At 38.3% G+C, this 22,343-nt stretch carries 18 protein-coding genes; 16 read left to right on the plus strand and 2 right to left on the minus strand.

Going from position 1 to position 22,343, the window contains the following annotated elements:
• Positions 1 to 143: 143 nt before the first annotated feature.
• The 5 genes from spoVK to glnA all read left to right on the plus strand — a co-directional run bounded on the left by spoVK (position 144) and on the right by glnA (position 5,541).
• Positions 144 to 1,016 (plus strand): stage V sporulation protein K, encoded by an 873-nt coding sequence (spoVK, locus tag MHH51_RS11435; RefSeq protein ID WP_339286302.1) that lies wholly within the window; start codon positions 144 to 146, stop codon positions 1,014 to 1,016.
• Between the two features lie 89 nt (positions 1,017 to 1,105).
• Complete coding sequence (gene hflX / locus MHH51_RS11440) at positions 1,106 to 2,347, plus strand: GTPase HflX (RefSeq protein ID WP_339286148.1); 1,242 nt, start codon at positions 1,106 to 1,108, stop codon at positions 2,345 to 2,347.
• 4 nt (positions 2,348 to 2,351) lie between these two features.
• Positions 2,352 to 3,593: a methionine gamma-lyase family protein gene (locus MHH51_RS11445; protein WP_339286149.1), complete on the plus strand. Its 1,242-nt coding sequence runs from the start codon at positions 2,352 to 2,354 to the stop codon at positions 3,591 to 3,593.
• 115 nt (positions 3,594 to 3,708) lie between these two features.
• Positions 3,709 to 4,116, plus strand: a complete 408-nt coding sequence (locus tag MHH51_RS11450; protein ID WP_281289808.1) for a MerR family transcriptional regulator — start codon at positions 3,709 to 3,711, stop codon at positions 4,114 to 4,116.
• 87 nt (positions 4,117 to 4,203) lie between these two features.
• The gene (gene glnA, locus MHH51_RS11455) at positions 4,204 to 5,541 is read left to right on the plus strand and encodes a type I glutamate--ammonia ligase (protein ID WP_147207860.1); all 1,338 of its coding nucleotides are present in this window, start codon (positions 4,204 to 4,206) and stop codon (positions 5,539 to 5,541) included.
• Positions 5,542 to 6,449: 908 nt separating this feature from the next.
• Here glnA and MHH51_RS11460 read toward each other — a convergent pair.
• Together MHH51_RS11460 and MHH51_RS11465 are read right to left on the minus strand one after the other, a co-directional pair.
• Positions 6,450 to 7,844: an aspartate kinase gene (locus MHH51_RS11460; RefSeq protein WP_339286153.1), complete on the minus strand. Its 1,395-nt coding sequence runs from the start codon at positions 7,842 to 7,844 to the stop codon at positions 6,450 to 6,452.
• A gap of 370 nt (positions 7,845 to 8,214) precedes the next feature.
• Positions 8,215 to 8,448, minus strand: coding sequence for a DUF2627 domain-containing protein (locus tag MHH51_RS11465; RefSeq protein ID WP_147207858.1), 234 nt, complete (start codon positions 8,446 to 8,448; stop codon positions 8,215 to 8,217).
• Between the two features lie 201 nt (positions 8,449 to 8,649).
• Here MHH51_RS11465 and MHH51_RS11470 point away from each other — a divergent pair, with 201 nt between their 5' ends.
• From MHH51_RS11470 to MHH51_RS11520, 11 genes are all read left to right on the plus strand, one after another.
• Positions 8,650 to 10,683, plus strand: coding sequence for a sigma 54-interacting transcriptional regulator (locus tag MHH51_RS11470; RefSeq protein WP_339286155.1), 2,034 nt, complete (start codon positions 8,650 to 8,652; stop codon positions 10,681 to 10,683).
• 135 nt (positions 10,684 to 10,818) lie between these two features.
• Positions 10,819 to 11,916, plus strand: coding sequence for a Glu/Leu/Phe/Val dehydrogenase (locus MHH51_RS11475; protein ID WP_339286157.1), 1,098 nt, complete (start codon positions 10,819 to 10,821; stop codon positions 11,914 to 11,916).
• A gap of 60 nt (positions 11,917 to 11,976) precedes the next feature.
• Complete coding sequence (gene buk, locus MHH51_RS11480) at positions 11,977 to 13,071, plus strand: butyrate kinase (RefSeq protein ID WP_156985374.1); 1,095 nt, start codon at positions 11,977 to 11,979, stop codon at positions 13,069 to 13,071.
• Positions 13,072 to 14,493: a dihydrolipoyl dehydrogenase gene (gene lpdA / locus MHH51_RS11485; RefSeq protein WP_339286160.1), complete on the plus strand. Its 1,422-nt coding sequence runs from the start codon at positions 13,072 to 13,074 to the stop codon at positions 14,491 to 14,493.
• 46 nt (positions 14,494 to 14,539) lie between these two features.
• The gene (locus tag MHH51_RS11490) at positions 14,540 to 15,544 is read left to right on the plus strand and encodes a thiamine pyrophosphate-dependent dehydrogenase E1 component subunit alpha (RefSeq protein WP_339286162.1); all 1,005 of its coding nucleotides are present in this window, start codon (positions 14,540 to 14,542) and stop codon (positions 15,542 to 15,544) included.
• A 3-nt stretch (positions 15,545 to 15,547) separates the two neighbouring features.
• Positions 15,548 to 16,531: an alpha-ketoacid dehydrogenase subunit beta gene (locus MHH51_RS11495; protein WP_147207852.1), complete on the plus strand. Its 984-nt coding sequence runs from the start codon at positions 15,548 to 15,550 to the stop codon at positions 16,529 to 16,531.
• A gap of 14 nt (positions 16,532 to 16,545) precedes the next feature.
• Positions 16,546 to 17,817, plus strand: coding sequence for a dihydrolipoamide acetyltransferase family protein (locus MHH51_RS11500; protein ID WP_339286164.1), 1,272 nt, complete (start codon positions 16,546 to 16,548; stop codon positions 17,815 to 17,817).
• Between the two features lie 144 nt (positions 17,818 to 17,961).
• The gene (locus MHH51_RS11505) at positions 17,962 to 18,393 is read left to right on the plus strand and encodes a BrxA/BrxB family bacilliredoxin (RefSeq protein ID WP_147207850.1); all 432 of its coding nucleotides are present in this window, start codon (positions 17,962 to 17,964) and stop codon (positions 18,391 to 18,393) included.
• A gap of 76 nt (positions 18,394 to 18,469) precedes the next feature.
• Positions 18,470 to 19,453: an aromatic acid exporter family protein gene (locus MHH51_RS11510; protein ID WP_147207849.1), complete on the plus strand. Its 984-nt coding sequence runs from the start codon at positions 18,470 to 18,472 to the stop codon at positions 19,451 to 19,453.
• Between the two features lie 398 nt (positions 19,454 to 19,851).
• Positions 19,852 to 20,973, plus strand: a complete 1,122-nt coding sequence (locus MHH51_RS11515) for a M20/M25/M40 family metallo-hydrolase (protein ID WP_339286166.1) — start codon at positions 19,852 to 19,854, stop codon at positions 20,971 to 20,973.
• A gap of 110 nt (positions 20,974 to 21,083) precedes the next feature.
• Positions 21,084 to 22,337 (plus strand): DNA polymerase IV, encoded by a 1,254-nt coding sequence (locus MHH51_RS11520; RefSeq protein ID WP_339286168.1) that lies wholly within the window; start codon positions 21,084 to 21,086, stop codon positions 22,335 to 22,337.
• Positions 22,338 to 22,343 lie beyond the last annotated feature (6 nt).

Below are 22,343 nucleotides of genomic sequence, written 5' to 3' on the forward strand. Positions count from 1 at the left end.
ATTAAATGATTTCTTAAAACATAAGCTATTACGAATCTATAGGCATTTGTCACCCCTTTTCAGTTATCTGCGTATATTGTTAATGAATAAGGGGTGATGAAGAATTGGCACAAGCGGAAGGTTATAAAAATGGCCGTATTAATATCATTTTACACGAGAATACACAGCAGCCCGGCAGAGAGGTCCGTGTAAAAAAGCAAAAACATTCGCCACTTGAAATAATAGATAAAGAATTTGCATCTTTTGTCGGCTTAGATGATTTAAAAACGTCTATTAAAGAAATCTACGCAAATATTCTTATAAATGAAAAGAGGAAGGAGCAAGGTTTAAAAAGTTCAAAACAGGTTCTTCATATGCTGTTTAAAGGGAATCCTGGAACAGGAAAGACAACGGTTGCCCGAAAATTAGCAAAGCTCTATCATAATATAAATATTCTCTCCAAGGGCCATTTTATCGAGGCAGAACGTGCGGATTTAGTAGGGGAATACATTGGGCAGACAGCACAAAAAACAAGAGCCGTCATACAGAAGGCGATGGGCGGTGTTTTATTTATTGATGAAGCATATTCCTTATCACGAGGCGGGGAAAAGGATTTTGGCAAAGAGGCAATTGACCTGCTGGTAAAACATATGGAAGACTCAAGAGAGGATATAGTATTGATTCTTGCAGGTTATCCCCGGGAAATGGATCGTTTCCTTACAATGAATCCTGGTCTTGAATCCAGATTTCCATTTATTTTAGATTTCGATGATTACTCTGTTGATGAATTATTAAATATTGGTAGCGGAATGCTTACGGAAAGACAATATCAACTATCTAAGCCGGCAGAATGGAAGCTTCGCAATCATTTAACAAGAAAACTCCGGGAGGATACAATTAATTTTTCTAACGCAAGATATGTAAGAAACGTAATTGAAAAAGCAATACGTATGCAGGCAGTCCGATTACTGACCTCAGAACAGATTGTATCCAGGGATTTAATTATTTTAACAGAGCAGGATTTGTTGCTAGAATAGAAATAGTGGGTATGATATATATAGGACATTTTTTTCGCATCAGGAAAGCAAAAAAATTATGTACCAAAGCTATAAGAAAGAGGTAGGCTATGACATTAGAAAATGTATTAGTAATTTCGGTTAACCAATCCCAAAAACCAGAACGTCAATTTCAATCTTCTTTAGATGAATTGATCTCTTTGTGTAAAACTGCCGGGGGTCGGGTACAGCATGTGATTACGCAAAATCGGGACCGTATCCATCCAGCCACTTATATCGGTGAGGGGAAGCTTCAAGAGGTTGCCCGGATTGTAGAGACGGAGGAAATTGATTTAGTTGTAGCTAATAATGAGTTATCGGCTGGTCAAGTCCGCAATTTAGCAGATGTACTGGATGTTCGTGTTCTTGACCGGAGTCAATTAATATTGGATATTTTTGCAATGCGTGCACAAACAAAGGAAGGGAAGCTCCAAGTAGAATTGGCTCAATTGGAGTATCTGCTTCCTCGTTTGCATGGACAAGGGGCAAATTTATCAAGACTGGGCGGCGGAATCGGGACAAGAGGTCCGGGAGAAACAAAATTAGAAACAGACCGCCGGCATATTGAAAGAAGAATCTATGATATAAAACGTCGTTTTCAATTAGTAGTGAAGCAGCGCGATCAATATAGAAAGCGGAGGAGAGCAAACGATGTCTTTCAAATTGCCATTGTGGGTTATACAAATGCCGGAAAATCGACTATTTTTAATCGTTTGACAAATAGTCAGTCGTTAGAAGAAGATCAATTATTTGCGACTTTGGATCCGCTTACCCGTCGCATTCAATTGCCCAGCGGATTGAAAAGTTTAATCACGGACACGGTAGGCTTTATTCAAGATCTCCCTACTGCACTTATTGCAGCGTTTAAATCAACTCTGGAGGAAGTGAGGGAAGCAGACTTTCTATTGCATATAGTGGATATTTCTGATCCTGATTTATCACAGCAGCAGGAAACAGTCCGTAAACTTTTAACTGAATTAGATGCCGGCCATATCCCTGTATTGACTGTTTATAATAAAAAGGACCAGCTGAAAGCAGATTTCTTTTTAGCTAATCAATTCCCTAATATTCAAATCAGTGCATTGAAAGAAGAAGATTTACAAACATTATTAGCAAAAATAGAAGAGGTATTAAAGGAAGAATGGGATTTATTTGACATTGTATTAGATTCGAGTGAAGGAGATTTAATATATCAGCTGCAATCTGCTGCGTTAGTAGTTAAAAAAGAGCTGCTGGAAGAAACAAATCAATTTCATGTTCAGGGTTATGTCAGAAAAGATCATCCATTTCACCGTTTTGTAGAGGAGAAGTAAATAAATGCATGCAGAATCACTAGTTATAAAAGCAGAAAAAGATTGTTTGGAAGGTCATCAGTATATTCAAGAAATTGTAGAGAAAAATCAAAGACGTGTCCTGGAGGCCTTCAGGAATCATCGGATCAGCGATACACACCTGCAGGGAACAACAGGCTATGGATACGATGATTTGGGCAGAGAAGGATTAGAAGCAGTATATGCCGAAGTATTTGGCGGAGAAGATGCCGTTGTACGTCCGCAAATAGTTTCCGGGACACATGCTATTACAACCGCTTTATTCGGTGTACTGCGCCCGCAGGACGAGCTGGTTTACATTACAGGACATCCATACGATACATTGGAGGAAGTAATCGGAAAGCCGGGAAAAGAAGAAGGATCCCTCGCCGATTTTCAAATTGGCTATCGCGAGGTTGCTTTAAAAAACACAGGAGAAGTTGATTTTGAAGAGATAAAAAGAAGCTGGACAAAAGAGACAAAAGTAATTGCTATTCAGCGCTCAAAAGGTTATGGTACAAGACCTTCCTTTACAATTGATGAAATAAAAGAAATGATTGCTTTCGTAAAAGAAATAGACTCCTCTGTTATTGTATTTGTGGACAACTGTTACGGGGAGTTTACAGAAACAAAGGAGCCCTTGCATGTCGGCGCCGATTTAATTGCGGGATCTCTTATTAAAAATCCTGGGGGAGGACTGGTACGGGCTGGGGGCTATATTGCGGGGCGCAAAGACCTCATCCATTTATGTGCTAACAGACTGACAGCCCCTGGTCTCGGCAAAGAAACAGGAGCTTCTCTTAGTATGCTTCAGGAAATGTATCAAGGCTTCTTCATGGCTCCGCATACAGTAGGAGAGGCTTTAAAAGGGGCTTTATTTACAGCGCGATTTTTAGAGCTTTCAGGCTTTAAAACATCCCCTTCATATCAGGAAAAAAGAACAGATCTGATACAAACAGTTACATTTAACAGAGACGAGGAAATGATTGCTTTCTGTCAGGCAATTCAAGAGAATTCACCAATAAATTCATATGTAAAACCCTATCCCAGTGAGATGCCGGGTTATGAGGATCAGGTTATTATGGCTGCAGGTACATTTATTCAAGGAGCAAGTATCGAATTATCGGCAGACGGACCAATTCGTCCTCCTTATACAGCCTATGTTCAAGGAGGATTAACCTATACACATGTGAAAATTGCTATTGTCGAAGCTGTGAAAACATTGGAAAATAAAGGTTTAATTTCTTAGCCAACGGGAAAAAGAAAGTAAAGCACGATTTGTATGTTAAAGAACCTAACACTTAATTGACATTAAATCTGACATATTATATACTGAACACATTAACAAAGAAGGGGGTCATCTTTTGAATGATATGGATCGTCGTTCAATGCCCTTATTCTCTATAGGAATAGTAATGAAATTAACCGAACTGACTGCAAGACAAATTCGTTATTATGAAGCAAATGATTTAATCGCTCCAGAGCGGACAAAAGGAAATCAGCGTCTATTTTCATTTAATGATGTAGACAGGCTGCTTCAAATCAAAGATCTCTTAGACAAAGGATTAAATATGGCTGGAATTAAGCTTCTGCTGGATGAAGAGAAAAAAGAAATTCTGGAGGCAGTCCCGGAGAAAAAGAAAAAAACTCCAGCTAATCTGACCGATGAAGAGCTTAGAGGAATTTTAAAGAACGAATTAAATGAAGCAGGCAGATACGGAAAAGCAAGTATGAGACAAGGGGAATTAGCACGTTTTTTTGTGAAACGCTAGTATCAGGTTAAAAAGATTTCTGACTGCACATCCAATGTAGTGAAGACTTTCTTTTCATATTATCAAAGATTTTTAGGAGGAGAACAAATGGCTAAGAAATTGACCAAAGAAGAAATTATAAGTCAGATTAAGAAGGAGAATGTACGTTTTATCCGTCTGCAGTTTACAGATATGCTCGGGACGATTAAAAATGTTGAAATTCCTTTAAGCCAATTAAACAAAGCCTTAGATAATAAAATGGCTTTTGATGGATCCAGTATTGAAGGGTTTGTACGTATTGAGGAGTCAGATATGCTCCTGCACCCTGATTTGGATACATTCATCGTATTTCCTTGGACTTCCGAAAAAGGAAAAGTGGCGCGCTTTATCTGTGACATCTATAATCCGGATGGTACTCCATTCGCAGGCTGCCCGCGTTATAACCTGAAGCGCAACCTGGAAAAAATGGAGGAATTAGGGTTCGATGCGTTTAATATTGGTGCAGAACCGGAGTTCTTCTTATTTAAACTGGATGAGAATAGAGAACCTACATTGGAATTAAATGACCATGGCGGCTATTTTGATTTAGCCCCAACCGACTTAGGCGAAAATTGCCGTCGTGATATTGTTTTAGAGCTTGAAGAAATGGGCTTCGAGATTGAAGCATCCCATCATGAGGTTGCACCTGGACAGCATGAAATTGATTTTAAATATTCTGATGCAATAAAGCATGCGGATGATATTCAAACCTTTAAATTAGTAGTAAAAACAATTGCCAGAAAGCATAATCTGCATGCAACATTTATGCCGAAGCCTTTATTTGGAGTGAATGGCTCTGGAATGCATGTGAACATGTCTCTTTTCAATGGCAAAGAAAATAAATTCTACGATACAAAAGGTGAATTAGAGTTAAGTAAAACGGCTTATCAGTTTATCGCCGGAATTATTGAACACGCAACAAACTTCACTGCAGTAACAAACCCGACAGTGAACTCATATAAACGATTAGTACCGGGCTATGAAGCGCCTTGTTATGTAGCATGGTCAGCTTCAAACCGCAGTCCGCTTGTGCGTATTCCAAGCTCCCGCGGATTAAGTACACGAGTAGAAGTCCGCAGTGTAGATCCGACAGCAAACCCATATATGGCATTGTCTGTTCTATTGGCTTCGGGCTTGGATGGTATTAAGAGAGAATTAGAAGTTCCAGAGTCTGTTGACCGCAATATCTATGTAATGAATAAAAAAGAACGTGAAGAAAATGGTGTAAAAGATTTACCGTCTACGTTGAAGGAAGCAATGAACCTGCTTGAACAGGATGAAGTGCTTGTAGATTCTTTAGGTGAGCATTTATTTGAACACTTTATTGAGGCGAAGGATATAGAGTGGGATATGTTTAGAACTACTGTGCATCCATGGGAGCGCGAGCAGTATTTGACGAACTATTAACTCGTGTTGCTTAGAACGTTGATTTAAGCAAAGTTAATCTGTCTCGTTCTATAAAAATGACTGTAAATTTAATATTTATTATAAGATACTGTGCAAGTACTATTCGTACTTGCACAGTATCTTTTTTTGCACAATATAGAAGTATAAGAAAAAGGATGACTCTAAAGCGTGTTCCGAGACAGAGTTTGCGCACATCGTTCACCTGTCGACAATGCTGGTGAAGGCGTACAAATAAAAGTTATTTCATCTCGCTAACGAAGAACTAACGCTTACTCCTTCGATATAGAATAAAATAGATTCCGGCTAAAATAGGTGTAGCTATAGAGATGTAGATGATAAAACGATTTTTTATTTGATCAAAAAAGTGATAGGTAATATAAATGAATTCTAAACCACCGCCTCGGTATTATATGCGGTTAAATATAGTGTTTTCATTACCGTCGTTAGTAAAGAGTTACTCCAAATTTTTGATGGTTGTTTTCGTATTTTTTAGATTCTATAGGGAGTTCTTCATTTTCTTTTGGGTAACACAGTGCACTTCACTAATATTTGCCGAGGGAGGATATACCCAAATTTCAGCAGTTTTGCTACAATGATGGGCTGGTAAGGACGATTCGTTTACTTCTATTTCATTTTTTGCTAATTATCCAGGAAAAGCTGCTTTTGATAAATGATTCATATAGTCAGCGGTCCAACAATGGTAAAAAGCATGCAAGATATTGCAAATAAAGAGGTGCCTTATAAGCATTTTTCAAGTATTCAACAACCTTCCTGTCAGTAGATAAGTATTATATGTTTGAAGCGATATTTTTTGTTTCATAAATCAGGGGGAATCAGCAAGGTTGTTCAGAGATAGAAAAAACACCGCTTTAAACAGACAATCTGCTCAAAACGGTGCTTAAAAGTTATTAATGACCTTTTGCTGACACAGAAGGAAACTTTAAATTAGATTCATCCTCAGTAAAAAATTCTTTATACAATGATTGAATTGCTCTCTCCAAATCAACAGCATGAACACCGAACATCATAGATACTTCAGAAGATCCTTGGTTAATCATATCGATATTAATACCTGCCTTGGCAAAGGAGGCAGTTGCTTTGGCTGCAACACCAACTGTATTTACTAATCCTTCTCCAACAACCATAATCACAGCTAAATCACGATGAATACTTACGGTATCTACATGTAATTCATTACGGATCCTGTCGATAACCACCTGTTCTTTATCCGGTGTAAACCGGTGGTCTCTAAAAATAACAGACATATCATCAATTCCTGAAGGAGCATGCTCAAAGGAGATTCCTTCGTCCTCAAAAATGTTCAGAAGCTTTCTGCCAAAACCGACTTCACGGTTCATTAAAAATTTACTTACATATAAACTGCAGAAGCCGACATCACTTGCAATTCCGACAACACATTGGTCTGTAGCATCTCTTTCAGCAACGACCATGGTGCCGGGCGCATCTGGATTATTTGTGTTTTTAATACAAACAGGGATTTGCTCTTTAAACGCAGGTATAAGTGCTTCATCATGAAAAACAGAAAAACCTGCATAAGAAAGCTCACGCATTTCCTTATAGGTTAATACGGTAATATCCTTTGGATTTTCCACGAAATTCGGGTTTACCGCAAAAACAGAATCTACATCTGTGAAATTTTCATATAAACTTGCTTTGGTGCCGGCAGCAAGAATAGCTCCTGTAATATCTGACCCGCCACGCGAGAAGGTAACTAAATCATTTTCTTTAGAATAACCAAAGAATCCTGGAACTACTGAAACACCATCACGTTCACGGAGCTGATAAATAATAGAAAAGCTTTCGGGTAACAGCTGAGCCTGCCCCGGCTCATTACTTACAAAAATTCCTGCTTCTTTCGGATTAACATAGCTTGCATTTAAGCCTAACCGTTGTAAATAAGCACTTACTATTTTAGCGGAGCTGTCTTCTCCAATAGATTTTAAAGCATCCAGCTGTCCTAAAGGCGATGTATCGAATTGCAGATATTTTTCAATCGTTTGCTGGATATCTTCTAAAATATCATTACCCAGCTCTAAATCATTTATAATTTCTTGAAATCTTTCCATGATTCTTTGTAAATGCTGCTCATAATCTTGATTATTTTGTTTTGCATAGCAAAGGTCTATTAGCAAATCCGTCACTTTTACATCATCGGAGAAACGTTTTCCTGGCGCAGATACAACAATAACCTTTCGGGAGGGATCTGACTTAATTATGTTCGCTACCTTTTTAATTTGTGTTGCATTTGCTACAGAACTTCCTCCAAATTTTGCTACTTTCATTTGATGATCCCCCATTTCAAAATTTCCTCCATAAACTACTAAAATAATATGAAGATTTAATACGTGGTATTTTTTATTTTTATTAATATAACATATTTTCTGTTAAATTAAAGTGGAAAACGAAAAAAAGAAAGAAAAACGACGAAAATAACGCTTTCATTCCGCTAAATTAATTTTAAACTTACAATTTCAGTTAATCTGGAATAAAAAACAAGATTTAAGAATGGATTATTAAAGACGATCTGAGATTTTTTCAGAGTATGAATTCAAAGTTGCATTACATATAAATGAAACTTGAGTCAGCAGTGCTTTTACCGATGATTTGCCGCAATAAAATAAAAAATCCTGTCTCTATATAGAACAGAATTTTTCAGCTTTGCGTTTTCTTTTCCTGGTTACGTTTCTTCCTGTCTCTATAAATGATAAAGCCGCCGAGAAAAACCAATCCGCCTGCAAATAATATCAGACCGACAATAAATTGAATACTTCCGTAAATAAAAATAGGATAGAACTCATTAAAAAGCGTATCACGCATTAATTTAATGCCAAAAGCTGCAATCAGCCCGGGAATAAACAGGATGATTAGAGCGAGGTTTCTTTGCATAAAACTCGAACTCCTTTATAAATACTTCCAATGACTTCTTCTGTTGAGCACTTTTAAACTGATATGTACTTCCATTATATTTTTAACATCGACATAAGTATATCAAAATAAGTCGAAAAATAGAAATAGAATTCGTTTGCTAAATTATGCATGGTATCGTATGATAAAAGTGTGCAAATAAATTCAAGGTGGATGAAAAGTATGAAGCAAATCCTGATAGTCGGCGCTGGAAAAGGTGGTACAGCATTATTTCGCCTATTTAAAGAAACAAAACGAATGAAAATTTGTGCAATTGTTGACAAGGATCCGAATGCTCCTGCCATGAAGTTAGCTGAAGAGATGAACGTTCATACAAGCACAGAATGGAAAGAGTGGATTCACCATAATATTGATATAGTCGTTAATGTAACAGGCGAGGAAGATTTATTTGAAAAAATGATAGAGCTCTTTCCTAGAAAAACAATCATTATTCCCGGATCTGTAGCAAATATTATTTATGAATTAATTCATGAAAAGACAACATTAACGAATGAAGTAAAGGTACAGGCAAACCGCCTGGAATTAATTTTAAATCATATGAATGACGGTATGATTGTTGTTAATAAAGACGAGCAGGTCCAGCTGCTAAATCGGCGGGCAGAACAGATTCTCGGCAAAAAGGAAAGAGACTACATAGGGAAGCATGTAAAAGAACTGTTGAAAACCAGCCGTTTGTCACATGTTTTAAGAAGTCAGAGAAAAGAATTAAACCAAAAAACAATTTTAGATAACGGCAAGAAAGTAATTGCATCACGTATACCAATTATTAATAAAACTGGTGATTTGGTTGGAGCTTTTGCTGTTTTCAAGGATATTACAGAAGTAGTCCAATTAGCAGAAGAAAATACAGATTTAAATGAAATAAAAACAATGCTGGAGGCAATTATTAAATCTTCTGATGAAGCTATCAGTGTTGTTGATGAAAATGGAAATGGCTTAATTATTAATCCTGCTTATACACGTTTAACCGGGTTAACAGAAAATGAAGTAATTGGTAAACCGGCAACAGTGGATATATCTGAAGGAGACAGTGTTCATCTGAAGGTTTTAAAAACCCGGCGAGCTGTTCGTGGAGTACATATGAAGGTTGGCCCTGCAAGGAAAGAAGTCATTGTAAATGTTGCACCGGTTATTGTTCAAGGGAAAATGAAAGGCAGTGTCGGTGTACTTCATGATGTCAGTGAATTACAATCTGTGACAAAAGAGTTAAAAAGAGCTAGGCAGATTATCCGTAATTTGGAGGCAAGGTATACGTTTGATGATATTATCGGCAATTCACCAGAAATGAAACTTGCTTTAGAACAGGCAAAAGTAGGTGCAAAGACGCCGGCAATTGTTCTTTTAAGAGGAGAAACAGGTACTGGTAAAGAGCTGTTCGCTCATGCTATACATCATGAAAGTGACCGCAAATATAATAAATTCCTCCGCGTTAATTGTTCAACATTGTCTGAATCAATGCTTGAGAAAGAATTGTTTGGTTCAGCAGATGAGAAATTAACGGGCAGGAAAGGCTTGTTTGAGCAGGCGAATAATGGGAGCATCTTTCTTGATGAGATTGGTAATCTCTCCTTAACTATTCAGGAAAAATTACTGCGTGTGCTAAAAGAGAACCAGGTGATTCCTGTTGGAGCAACAAAGCCTATTTCTGTTGATGTCCGTGTTATTGCCGGGACGAATATTAATTTAGAGAAGGCTGTTATGAATAAGAAGTTTCGGGAGGATCTTTATTATCAGATTAATAAACTGCCAATATCCATTCCATCATTAAAGGAGCGGAAAGAGGATATACCTGTACTGGTCGAACATATTATTTATCAGCTTAATGAAGAATATGGGAAAAATGTTCAGGGGATATCTGATGAAGCTCTGGATAAGCTGATGCAATATCATTGGCCGGGTAATATAAGAGAAATGGCTAATGTGATAAGTCATTCCATGATATTTATTGGTAATACAGAGGAACAGATTGAGGTATCTCATTTACCGGAACTTCAAACAAAGCAAAGTACATTTTCAGACGGCAGTGTGGAAACAGAGAAACCGCTAAAATTACAAGAAGCACTGGACCGTTATGAAAAAATGTATTTGCAGGAAGTTTATCAGAAATGTAATAAAAATAAGACTAAAACAGCAAAAGTTCTACAAATATCTGTTCGCAATCTCTATTATAAGCTTGAAAAATATCGGATTGAGTAATATATTCTGCAATATTTTGCAGATTTATATAAATAGAGGATGAAGATAATCATCCGACTTAAAGCATATTTAAAATTTTATAGATAAATATAAGTTAGATAATAATTTATCGTGATTTATTCAGGAGGGGTAAATATGGAAATCTTTAATTACTTGGAGAAATATGATTATGAACAACTGCTTTTTTGTCAGGATAAACAATCAGGACTGAAAGCTATTATTGCAATACATGATACTACGTTAGGGCCGGCACTGGGAGGAACCAGAATGTGGACTTATGCTTCAGAGGAAGAAGCAATTGAGGATGCACTGCGGCTGGCAAAAGGAATGACATATAAAAATGCTGCTGCCGGTTTAGATCTTGGCGGCGGAAAAACAGTCATTATAGGAGATCCTAAAAGGGATAAGAATCCGGAAATGTTCCGTGCATTTGGACGCTATATCCAAAGCTTAAGCGGCAGATATATTACCGCTGAAGATGTAGGCACTAATGAATCGGATATGGATCAAATTGCGCTGGAAACAGAATATGTTACAGGAGTGACTTCTTATAGCGGAGCAGCAGGAAATCCTTCACCGGTTACTGCACTTGGAATTTATCAAGGAATGAAGGCAACAGCTAAAGAAGCTTTTGGAACAGAATCCTTAGAGGGTAAAGTCATTGCTGTTCAAGGAGTCGGAAATGTTGCTTACAGCTTATGTAAATTATTGCATGAAGAAGGTGCCGAGTTAATAGTAACAGATATCAATAAGGATGCAGTTCAGCGCGCGCAGAATGATTTTAACGCAAAAGCAGTAGATCCAGATGATATTTACGATGTGGATTGTGAGATCTATGCACCTTGTGCACTTGGTGCGACCATTAATGATAATACAATTCCGAGACTAAAAGCCAAGGTAGTTGCAGGATCTGCTAATAATCAGCTGAAAAGCCATGAGCATGGTGATATCCTGCATCAAAGAGGAATCTTATATGCACCGGATTATGTAATTAATGCTGGTGGAGTAATAAATGTTGCTGATGAATTAATTGGTTACAATCGTGAGCGTGCATTACATAATGTACAGCGCATATACAAAAATCTGGAGCAGGTATTTGCGATTTCGAACCGCGATCAAATACCAACATATATCGCAGCTGACCGTCTTGCGGAAGAAAGAATTCAGGCAAAGAAGAATTCCCGCAGCCAGTTTATTATAAATGAACGAAATATTTTAGATCATAGACAATAAAATTGTGCCTCTTGTTATGAGGTACTGAAATATGAAAAGGGCAATGATGGAGGTTGTATTGTGAGTCAGAGTGGACGTGTTTTAGTTATCTACCCCGACATGTATATCACCAAAATTGGTGTATTTGAAGGAAATCATCATTTATATCAGCAGACGATTATTCACGATGAAGATGAGTTAAATCGTTTTGACCAGCTTATCGATCAGGTTGCTTACAGAAAACAGGCCATTTTTGAACAGCTGGATTTGGATGGAATGAATACATCGCGTTTAATAAGTGTATGCGGCCGGGGCGGGCTATTACGTCCAATCGGTGGGGGAACTTATCAAGTAAATGATGCGATGCTCTATGATTTAAAAACAAACGCGTATGGGGAGCATGTATCTAATTTGGGAGCAATCCTTGCTTATGATATTGCTGAGAATTTAAATATACATGCGTACATTGTTGACCCGCCAGTAGTGGATGAAATGCAGAAAATAGCTAAATATACTGGTATTCCTGAAATAGAAAGAGCCAGTATATTTCATTCTCTTAATCATCGGCATGCCGGCAGAATTGCAGCTAAACAAATTGGGGCTGCATATAATTCTTTAAAACTTATCTCCATTCATATTGCGAGAGGAATTACCATTGCTTCGCATCAATCAGGCAAAATTATAGATGTAACGAATGGTGTTGATGGAGAGGGTCCCTTTACAATTGATCGTTCCGGAAGTATTCCATTAAAGGGGTTCCTGGCCTATATATCTGAACAATATTCTAATGTGGAGGATTTTGATTGGAATCATCTACAGCAGGATGGAGGATTAAAGGCTTATTTGCACACAGAAGATCCTTCTATAATCCATTCCAGACTGATGCAGGGAGATCGTCACACAAAAAACGTCATCGAAGCGCAGGCATACCAGATTGCCAAAGAAGTTGGAGCAATGAGTACAGTGTTACACGGAGAAGTGGACGGGATTGTTTTTACTGGAAAGATCAGTGAGAATGATTTTGTTATTGATGCGATTATCCCAAGAATAAACTGGATTGCTGATGTAATGGTGTTTCCAGGTAAAAATGATTTAGAGGCAATGAATGAAGGGGTTTTAGAAGTTTTAAATAATCCCGGGGAAGTAAAGATATACGTAGCAGAGGAGGCTAATTAGATGGCTGCAGAGTATGATTTAGTCATTTTAGGCGGCGGAACAGGCGGTTATGTTGCTGCTATCCGTGCGAGTCAGTTAAAAATGAAAGTAGCAATCGTTGAAAAGGCTGAATTAGGGGGAACGTGTTTACATAGAGGCTGCATTCCTTCTAAAGCATTGCTCCGCAGTGCAGAAATTTATCAGCAAACCAGAAATGCTGATAAATTTGGCGTTGAGGTGAATAAGCCAGTCTTAAACTTTATCAAGGTACAGCAAAGAAAAAAAGCAATTGTTGATCAACTGCACAAAGGCGTCCAGGGGCTGATGAAAAAAGGAAAGGTAGATGTCTATCAGGGATTTGGCCGTATCTTAGGACCAAGTATTTTTTCACCAATGCCTGGTACTATCTCTGTTGAATATGAGAATGGCAATGAAAACGATATGTTAATTCCCAAAAACGTTTTGATTGCAACCGGTTCGGAGCCAAATACCTTGCCTGGACTGGATTTTGATGGTGAACTTGTTATCAGCTCCAATGAAGCGCTGGAAATGGAAAAACTTCCAGAATCTATGCTCATTGTAGGCGGTGGAGTTATCGGCATAGAGTGGGCATCCATGCTGAATGATTTCGGGGTAGATGTAACTGTATTGGAATACCAAAAGCAAATTCTGCCGACTGAGGATAAAGATGTGGCAAAAGAGATGGAGAAGCAATTGAAAAAAAGAGGCGTGAAAATTGTAACGGGTGCTAATGTTCAGGCAGATACATTAGAAAAAAATAATAATATATCAATAAAAGCATTGATTAATGATAAGACAGAACAATTTAACGCTGACAAAATGCTTGTATCTGTTGGAAGAAAAGCAAATATCGAAAATATCGGGATTGAAAATACGGATATCCAAATCTCGAATCATGTCATCGATACAAATGATTTTTACCAGACAAAGGAATCACATATCTATGCTATTGGTGATGTAATCGGTGGTATGCAGCTTGCCCATGTGGCTTCTCATGAAGGCATTATTGCTGTCGAGCATATTGCAGATGAAAACCCACAAAAAATAGATTATAATACAGTATCAAGTTGTATTTATGCAAACCCGGAAGCAGCAAGGGTCGGCCTGACAGAAAAACAGGCAAAAGAAGAAGGTTATGAGCTTGTTATCGGAAAATTTCCTTTTAAAGCTGTTGGTAAAGCGCTGGTTTATGGTGAAACAGACGGCTTTGTAAAAATAATTACAGATAAAAAAACACAGGATTTATTGGGAGTTCATATGATTGGTCCGCATGTAACAGATATGATATCTGAAGCGGGATTGGCAAAAGTATTAGACGCAACTGCATGGGAAATCAGCCAGACAATTCATCCGCATCCATCCTTATCAGAGGTTATCGGTGAAGCAGCTCTGGCAGTTGACGGAAAACAGATTCATGGATAAATGAATACCATTTAATGCTGTGAAATGGCTGAAGGAGGGAAATAATATGAAACAAACATCTTGGGAAAATGTAAGCAACGAGATGGCTGTCGAAATGTTTGAAATGATGCTGTTAGCAAGAAAGATAGATGAAAGAATGTGGCTTTTAAACCGTTCAGGAAAAATACCATTTGTGGTTTCCTGTCAAGGGCAGGAAGCAGCACAGGTCGGAGCAGCTTTTGCATTGGACCGTTCTGTTGATTATACAGCTCCGTATTATAGAGATTTAGGAGTCGTTTTAGCCTTTGGAATGACTGTAAAAGATTTAATGTTATTTGCATTTGCAAAAGCAGAGGATCCAAATTCAGCAGGACGTCAAATGCCGGGTCACTTTGGTCAAAAGAAAAATCGTATTCTGACCGGTTCATCTCCAGTAACAACTCAAGTTCCACATGCCGTTGGTGTAGCATTAGCCAGCAAAATGGATAAAAAAGATATTGCAACGTTTGTTACATTGGGAGAGGGTTCCTCCAACCAAGGAGATTTTCATGAAGGGTTAAACTTTGCAGGTGTGCATAAGCTTCCAGTTATTACAATGGTTGAAAATAATAAGTATGCTATTTCTGTGCCTTATGATCGTCAAGTAGCCAGTGAAACTGTTTCTCAAAGAGCATCATCTTATGGAATGCCGGGAGTTACTGTGGACGGAAATGATCCTATTGCTGTTTATCAAGCAGTCAAAGAAGCAAGAGAAAGAGCAGTTAGCGGGGAAGGTCCGACATTGATTGAAGCAGTAACCTATCGCTTCACCGCACACTCCAGTGATGATGATGATCGTGTTTATCGAGAACAGGATGAGGTGAAGAAAGCGAAAAAGAAGGATTCCATTATTACATTTGCTGAAAAATTAAAAGAAAAGAATATTATAGATGATGCAAAAGAAAAAGAAATTCATGAGCGCCTTAACGAGGTTGTGAATGAAGCAACAGATTATGCAGAAAAAGCTCCATATGCTGCTCCAGAGGATACATTGAAGTATGTTTATGAGGAATTGGACGAAGGAGGGGAATAATCAATGCCTGTTATGTCTTATATACAAGCAATTACAGCTGCTCTAAAAGAAGAGATGCAAAAAGATGAGAATGTATTTATTCTTGGTGAGGATGTAGGTAAAAAGGGCGGCGTGTTTAAAGCAACGCATGGACTTTATGATACTTTTGGGGAAGACCGCGTATTAGATACACCGCTGGCAGAGTCTGCTATTGCGGGTGTTGCCATTGGTGCAGCAATGTACGGAAAACGCCCGGTTGCAGAGATGCAATTTGCTGATTTTATCATGCCGGCAGTAAATCAAATTGTTTCCGAAGCTGCAAAAATCCGTTATCGCTCTAATAATGATTGGAATTGTCCTATCACGATTCGGGCTCCATATGGGGGCGGCGTGCATGGCGCTTTGTACCACTCTCAATCTGTAGAAGCGCTGTTTGCAAATCAACCAGGATTAAAAATTGTTATGCCCTCAAGTCCGTATGATGCTAAAGGTTTGCTGAAAGCAGCTATCCGGGATAATGATCCTGTATTATTTTTTGAGCATAAGCGTGCTTATCGTTTGTTGAAGGAAGAGGTACCTGAGGATGATTATGTCCTTCCGATTGGTAAAGCAGATGTAAAAAGAGAAGGCGAGGATATTACTGTAATTACTTATGGATTATGTGTACATTTTGCATTGCAGGCTGCTGAAAGATTAGCGGCAGATGGAATAGAAGCACATATTCTTGACTTACGTACGGTATATCCGCTGGATCAAAAAGCAATTATAGAAGCAGCGAGCAAAACAGGAAAGGTTCTCCTTGTGACGGAAGATAACAAAGAAGGCAGCGTGATGAGTGAAGTTGCAGCAATTATTTCGGAAAACTGCTTATTTGATTTAGATTCTCCGATTAAGCGTCTGGCTGGCCCCGACGTGCCGGCGATGCCTTATGCACCGACTATGGAAAAATATTTTATGCTAAACCCCGATAAAGTAGAAAAAGCAATGCGTGACCTTGCGGAATATTAATTGGAGGTAGAATTATGAGTGTTGAAAAAATTACTATGCCTCAGCTTGGTGAGAGTGTAACAGAGGGGACAGTCAGTTCTTGGCTTATTTCTGTCGGAGACCAAGTAAATAAATACGATCCTATTGCTGAAGTAATGACTGATAAAGTAAATGCAGAAGTTCCCTCCTCCTATACAGGAACAATAACAGAACTTGTAGTGGAAGAAGGAGAAACAGTAGAGGTTGGTACTCTAATCTGCTATATAGAAACAGAAGAGGCTTCTTTAGAAGGCCCGGGAGTAACAAACGAAAAAGAATCGAATACGGAAGATGACATAGCTGAGAAAGAAGCAGGCAGTAAAGACAGCTCAATGAAAAAAAGATATTCTCCTGCTGTATTACGTTTATCTCAGGAACATAATATTGACCTAGATAGTATTGAAGGAACAGGTAAGGGAGGAAGAATTACCAGAAAAGATGTCGAGAAGAGTATTGAAAATAGGGGTGTATCTCAAGAACAGGCAAAGCCTTCCCAAGAGAAAAAAATAGGAACAGCTCCTGCGAAAGAAACACCATCCGCATCAAAAGAAAGCATACGAAGCTCGGCAGGAGATATTGAAATCCCTGTGAAGGGCGTCCGGAAAGTGATTGCCGAAAATATGGTTAGGTCAAAGCATGAAATCCCTCATGCCTGGATGCAGGTAGAGGCAGATGTTACTGACTTAGTAAAATACCGTAATCGTGTAAAGGAATCATTTAAAAATCAGGAGGGCTTTTCTTTGACACCTTTTGCATTTTTTGTAAAGGCTGTTGCTCAAGGCTTAAAGGAATATCCTGAATTAAACAGCATGTGGGCGGGAGATAAGATCATTCAGAAAAAAGATATTCATTTATCCATTGCAGTAGCCAAGGATAAAGAATTGTTTGTTCCTGTTATTAAGCATGCAGATGAAAAAACAATAAAAGCAATTGCCCGTGATATTACAACATTGGCAACAAAAGCTCGTCAAGGTAAACTATCTCCCGAGGATATGCAGGGAGGTACATTTACTGTAAATAATACAGGCTCCTTTGGATCCATCTCCTCGATGGGAGTTATTAATTCTCCGCAGGCGGCAATTTTACAGGTAGAATCAATTGTAAAACGTCCTGTCATTATTGATGATATGTTTGCAGCCCGTGATATGGTGAATTTATCACTTTCCTTGGATCATCGTATTTTAGACGGATTAGTATGCGGAAGATTTTTAGCCCGTGTAAAAGAAATTCTTGAAGGTATGAATGAATCTTCCATAACCCTTTATTAATAACCGTGTATGTTCAAAAAGTTCACCGTGTCATTTTTATTGAGCTTTTTGAGCATCCTCTAACAGAACAAAAGCCAATAGATTGAATTTTTAATGACTAGCTGATAAGCTATAAATATATTTTAAGCAAAAGGGTGGAGTACAATGGATTTCGATTTATTTATGCAGGATGTAGTTAAAGTTGCCAGAACAGATATAACGGAAGCAGGATATGAAGAAGCACGCACCGCAGAAGAGGTGGATGCAGCACTTTCCCGTGAAGGTACAACACTTGTGATGGTTAATTCAACCTGTGGTTGTGCAGGCGGTGTAGCACGTCCAGCGGCAGGGAATGCGATTCATTATGATAAGCGTCCGGATCATTTAGTGACCGTATTCGCTGGTCAGGATCAGGAAGCGACAGAGCAGGCAAGAACTTATTTTGAAGGATATGCACCATCTTCACCAAGTTTCGCATTACTTAAGGATGGAAAAATTCTTGCAATGGTAGAGCGAAATCAGATTGAAGGACATAGTGCAATGGATGTTTCCGCTAAACTTCAAAATCTGTTTGATCAATATTGTGAAGAAGTGTAAGGAATTAAGAGGGGCTGTCATTTGGCAGCCTTCTTTGCTTTGCTTACAGGAAAATACCGCAGGAGGTTCTTAAAGGGTGAAAATTGGATATCGCACCTTAAAAACTGCTATTGGGACTCCGGTCGCTATATCGCTGGCGCAATGGGTCGGTCTTTCAAATTTTATTTCAGCAGGAATTCTAACAATTCTATGTATACAGCCATCAAGAAAATCTTCATTTTTAAGTGCCTGGCAAAGGTTTGTTGCATGTGCTTCAGCCGTTGTTTTTTCGTGTATTATTTTTGAAATAATTGGCTATCATGCAATCTCTATATTTATACTGCTTCTATTATTTATCCCTGCAACTGTTGCGTTGAAGGCGACTCCCGGTATTGCCTCCAGTTCTGTTGTCATGCTGAATCTGTATGGATCTGGGCATGTGACGCTTTCTTTGATAGGAGAGCAGTTTGTTCTTATTACAATTGGGCTCGGAACAGGGCTGCTGTTGAACCTTTATATGCCCAGCTTAGAAAATAAATTAAAGAAGCTGCAAATTCGATTAGAAAGTAATTTCAGTCATATTTTATATGAATATTCCCTGTATATTCGGGATGAAAATGAAATGTGGCAAGGAAATGAAATTGCAGTTACAGAGGACATACTTGTTGAAGCAAAACAATTAGTCATTCGGGATAGAGATAATCATCTGTTGCGAAATGAGCATACTTATTATAATTATTTTAAAATGAGGGAAAGACAATTTGAACTTTTGAAGAAAATGCTTCCTCTAGTAACGCATTTACCGAAAACAGATGCCATTGCGATTAAAATTGCAGGTTTTTTTGAACGTTTGTCCAAAGCTGTCCATCCTGGGAATACAGCTATTACCTTTTTAGAGGAATTGAAGGAACTAAAAAGAGAATTCCACGCAGAGGATTTACCCGAAACGCGGGAAGAGTTTGAAACAAGAGCGCATTTATTTCAATTACTGCATGAAATAGAAGAGTACTTAATTATAAAAAATAAATTTAAGAAAAGCGATGTATCACATTGGAAGAAAAGAAAAATTAAAATTAATTAAAGGTTTTCTTTTCTATCGTTACATATGGAGCTGATTATAAAAAATTCTGTACAGAAATTAATGAAATAAATTTCTGTACAGAATTTTTTAGACAAATGCTGCTAATCCAGCTGTAATGGCTGAAATAACCATAAGAGCGACCATGAAATATACGATAATTTTATTGCGGCGTGCGCGTTTAGATTGTTTTGCTGCCATGAAAAATCCTCCTTCATCATCCGATATCATCTATCGTTATTCTAACGCGAATTTGTTGATGAGACAAGTTAATAATATAACTTTTCCAGAAACATTCTTTATCATTCTACCTATTTTGCATACAAAGACTGCCAATTTAAGGCTTTCTACTGTAAAAAACTTAAAAAATATAGTAGCCTATTGGATAGGAGGTTACAAATATGAGTGTGAATGAACAAAGATTAGTTAATGAATTTTTAGAGCTTATTCAGGTGGACTCTGAAACAGGGTTTGAAAGAGAAATAGCATCGATTTTAACCAAAAAATTTGAGGCTTTAGGTGTCCAGGTGGAAGAAGATAATTCAAAAGAGCAAACCGGCCATGGCGCAGGAAATTTAATTTGTACATTGCCGGCAACCAAAGAGGCAGCTGACGCAATTTATTTTACTTCTCATATGGACACAGTTGTTCCAGGCAAGAGCATACGTCCAATTATTAAAGATGGTGTTATTTCTTCTGAAGGAGATACAATCCTTGGAGCGGATGATAAAGCAGGCTTAGCAGCCATGTTTGAGCTGATTAGAGTGCTTCAGGAAAATAATATCCCTCACGGACAGATTCAATTTATTATTACAGTAGGTGAGGAATCCGGTTTAGTGGGTGCGAAAGCATTAGATTCTTCTAAGCTGGATGCGCGTTACGGGTATGCGTTAGATAGTAATGGCAATGTGGGTGATATTGTCGTTGCCGCACCAACCCAGGCAAAGATTCACGCAACAATTACTGGAAAAACTGCTCATGCCGGATTAGAACCCGAAAAAGGGGTTTCTGCCATTACGATTGCATCCAAAGCAATTTCTAAAATGCCATTAGGCCGAATTGATAAGGATACAACAGCAAACATTGGCCGATTTGAGGGCGGAAAGCAGACGAATATTGTGGTTGACCACGTAGAAATTTTAGCAGAAGCACGTTCGTTAGTGCCCGAGAAGATGGAAAAGCAGGTTGAGAAAATGAAAACAGCTTTTGAAGAGGCTGCTGAAGAGCTTGGTGGATCTGCTGATGTGAATGTTGTTGTCGCATATCCAGGCTATCATTTTGAAGAGGACTCTCAAGTTGTAGAGGTTGCCCGAGAAGCTGCACGTACTATCGGCAGAGATAGTAAGTTAGAACAAAGCGGCGGCGGCAGTGATGCTAACGTGATTGCAGGGTACGGTATTCCAACCGTAAACTTAGCTGTCGGCTATGAAGAAATTCATACTACAAATGAGCGGATTAAAACGGAAGATCTTGTAAAAGTAACAGAATTTATTGTGGAAATTGTTAAAATCGCAGCAAAATAAGATAAAAGCTTCAATTCCTGGAGCGGCTTTCTGCGGAAACAAAGAGGAGAACGCATTCCATGATGGAGTGTGTTCTCTTTTTATTGCAATGTAAGAATAGGAGTGATAACATGGCTCATTCTGCAAATTCAAAAGGACGCGTAATCTTTCATATTGATATGAACTGTTTCTATGCATCTGTAGAAATGGCGCATAACCCGGAATTAAAAGGAAAGCCGATTGCCATAGCTGGAAATCCGGAAGAACGCAAAGGTATTATTGTAACAAGCAGCTATGAAGCGAGAGCAAAAGGAGTTAAAACAACCATGCCGGTTTGGCAGGCAAAAAAACTATGCCCTGATTTACTATTGATGCGTCCTAATTTTGACAGATACCGGGAAGCATCCCGGGCTATTTTTAAGATGCTTTCTGAGATCACACCGTTAGTCCAGCCAGTTTCGATTGATGAAGGATATTTGGATATTACAGATACCAAAGAACTGGGTACTCCTGTGGAAATTGCCGACTATCTTCAACAGAGGATTTTAAGAGAGCTGGATATTCCGTGCAGTCTTGGCATTGCACCGAATAAATTTTTGGCAAAAATGGCCTCAGATATGAGAAAGCCTTTAGGAATAACAATTTTGCGCAAGCGTGAATTGGCTTCGACGCTATGGCCGCTCCAGATTGAAGAGATGCACGGGATCGGTGCAAAAACGGCTGAAAAATTAAAAAAAGTATCTATTCATACGATTGGTGATCTGGCTGCACATGATGTTTATTCTTTAAAGCAGTTATTAGGTGTTAATGGAGAAAGATTAAAGAATCTTGCCAATGGGATAGACTATCGTCCGGTTGATCCAGAAGCAGTGCATGACTTTAAAAGTATCGGCAGCTCACAAACCTTAGCGCATGATTCAACAGATTGGGATGAGCTGCATCAGCTGCTGGAACACCTCGTTGAAAATGTAGCGAAAAGGGTAAAAAGAAAGAGTGCAGCAGGAAAAAGCGTTCAGCTGATGATTCGTTTTCACAACCATCAAACCATTACACGCAGCAAAACATTACAAAAATATATTGATGAAAAAAAGGATATACTTTTTGTGGCGAAAGAATTATTAAAAAAACATTGGAACGAAGAACCTGTCCGACTATTAGGTGTTTCTTTACAAAATTTAGAAGAAAAGCGGCAAGTAGGGGAGCAGCTTGACTTGTTTACCTACCGCGATAATGTAAAGAAAGAAAAGCTGTATGAAACAATGGAAGAACTGACAGATAAATATGGTAAGAATGTATTTCTTTCCTTGAATAGCGAGAAGGATAAAGAGCAGCAGCCCCGAACAAGCTTTCAAAAAGATTTTCTAGATGATTATAAAAAGCCTTGATTTTAC

This window comes from Oceanobacillus sp. FSL K6-3682, from assembly GCF_037976165.1.
In the GTDB taxonomy this organism is placed as follows: domain Bacteria; phylum Bacillota; class Bacilli; order Bacillales; family Amphibacillaceae; genus Oceanobacillus; species Oceanobacillus sojae.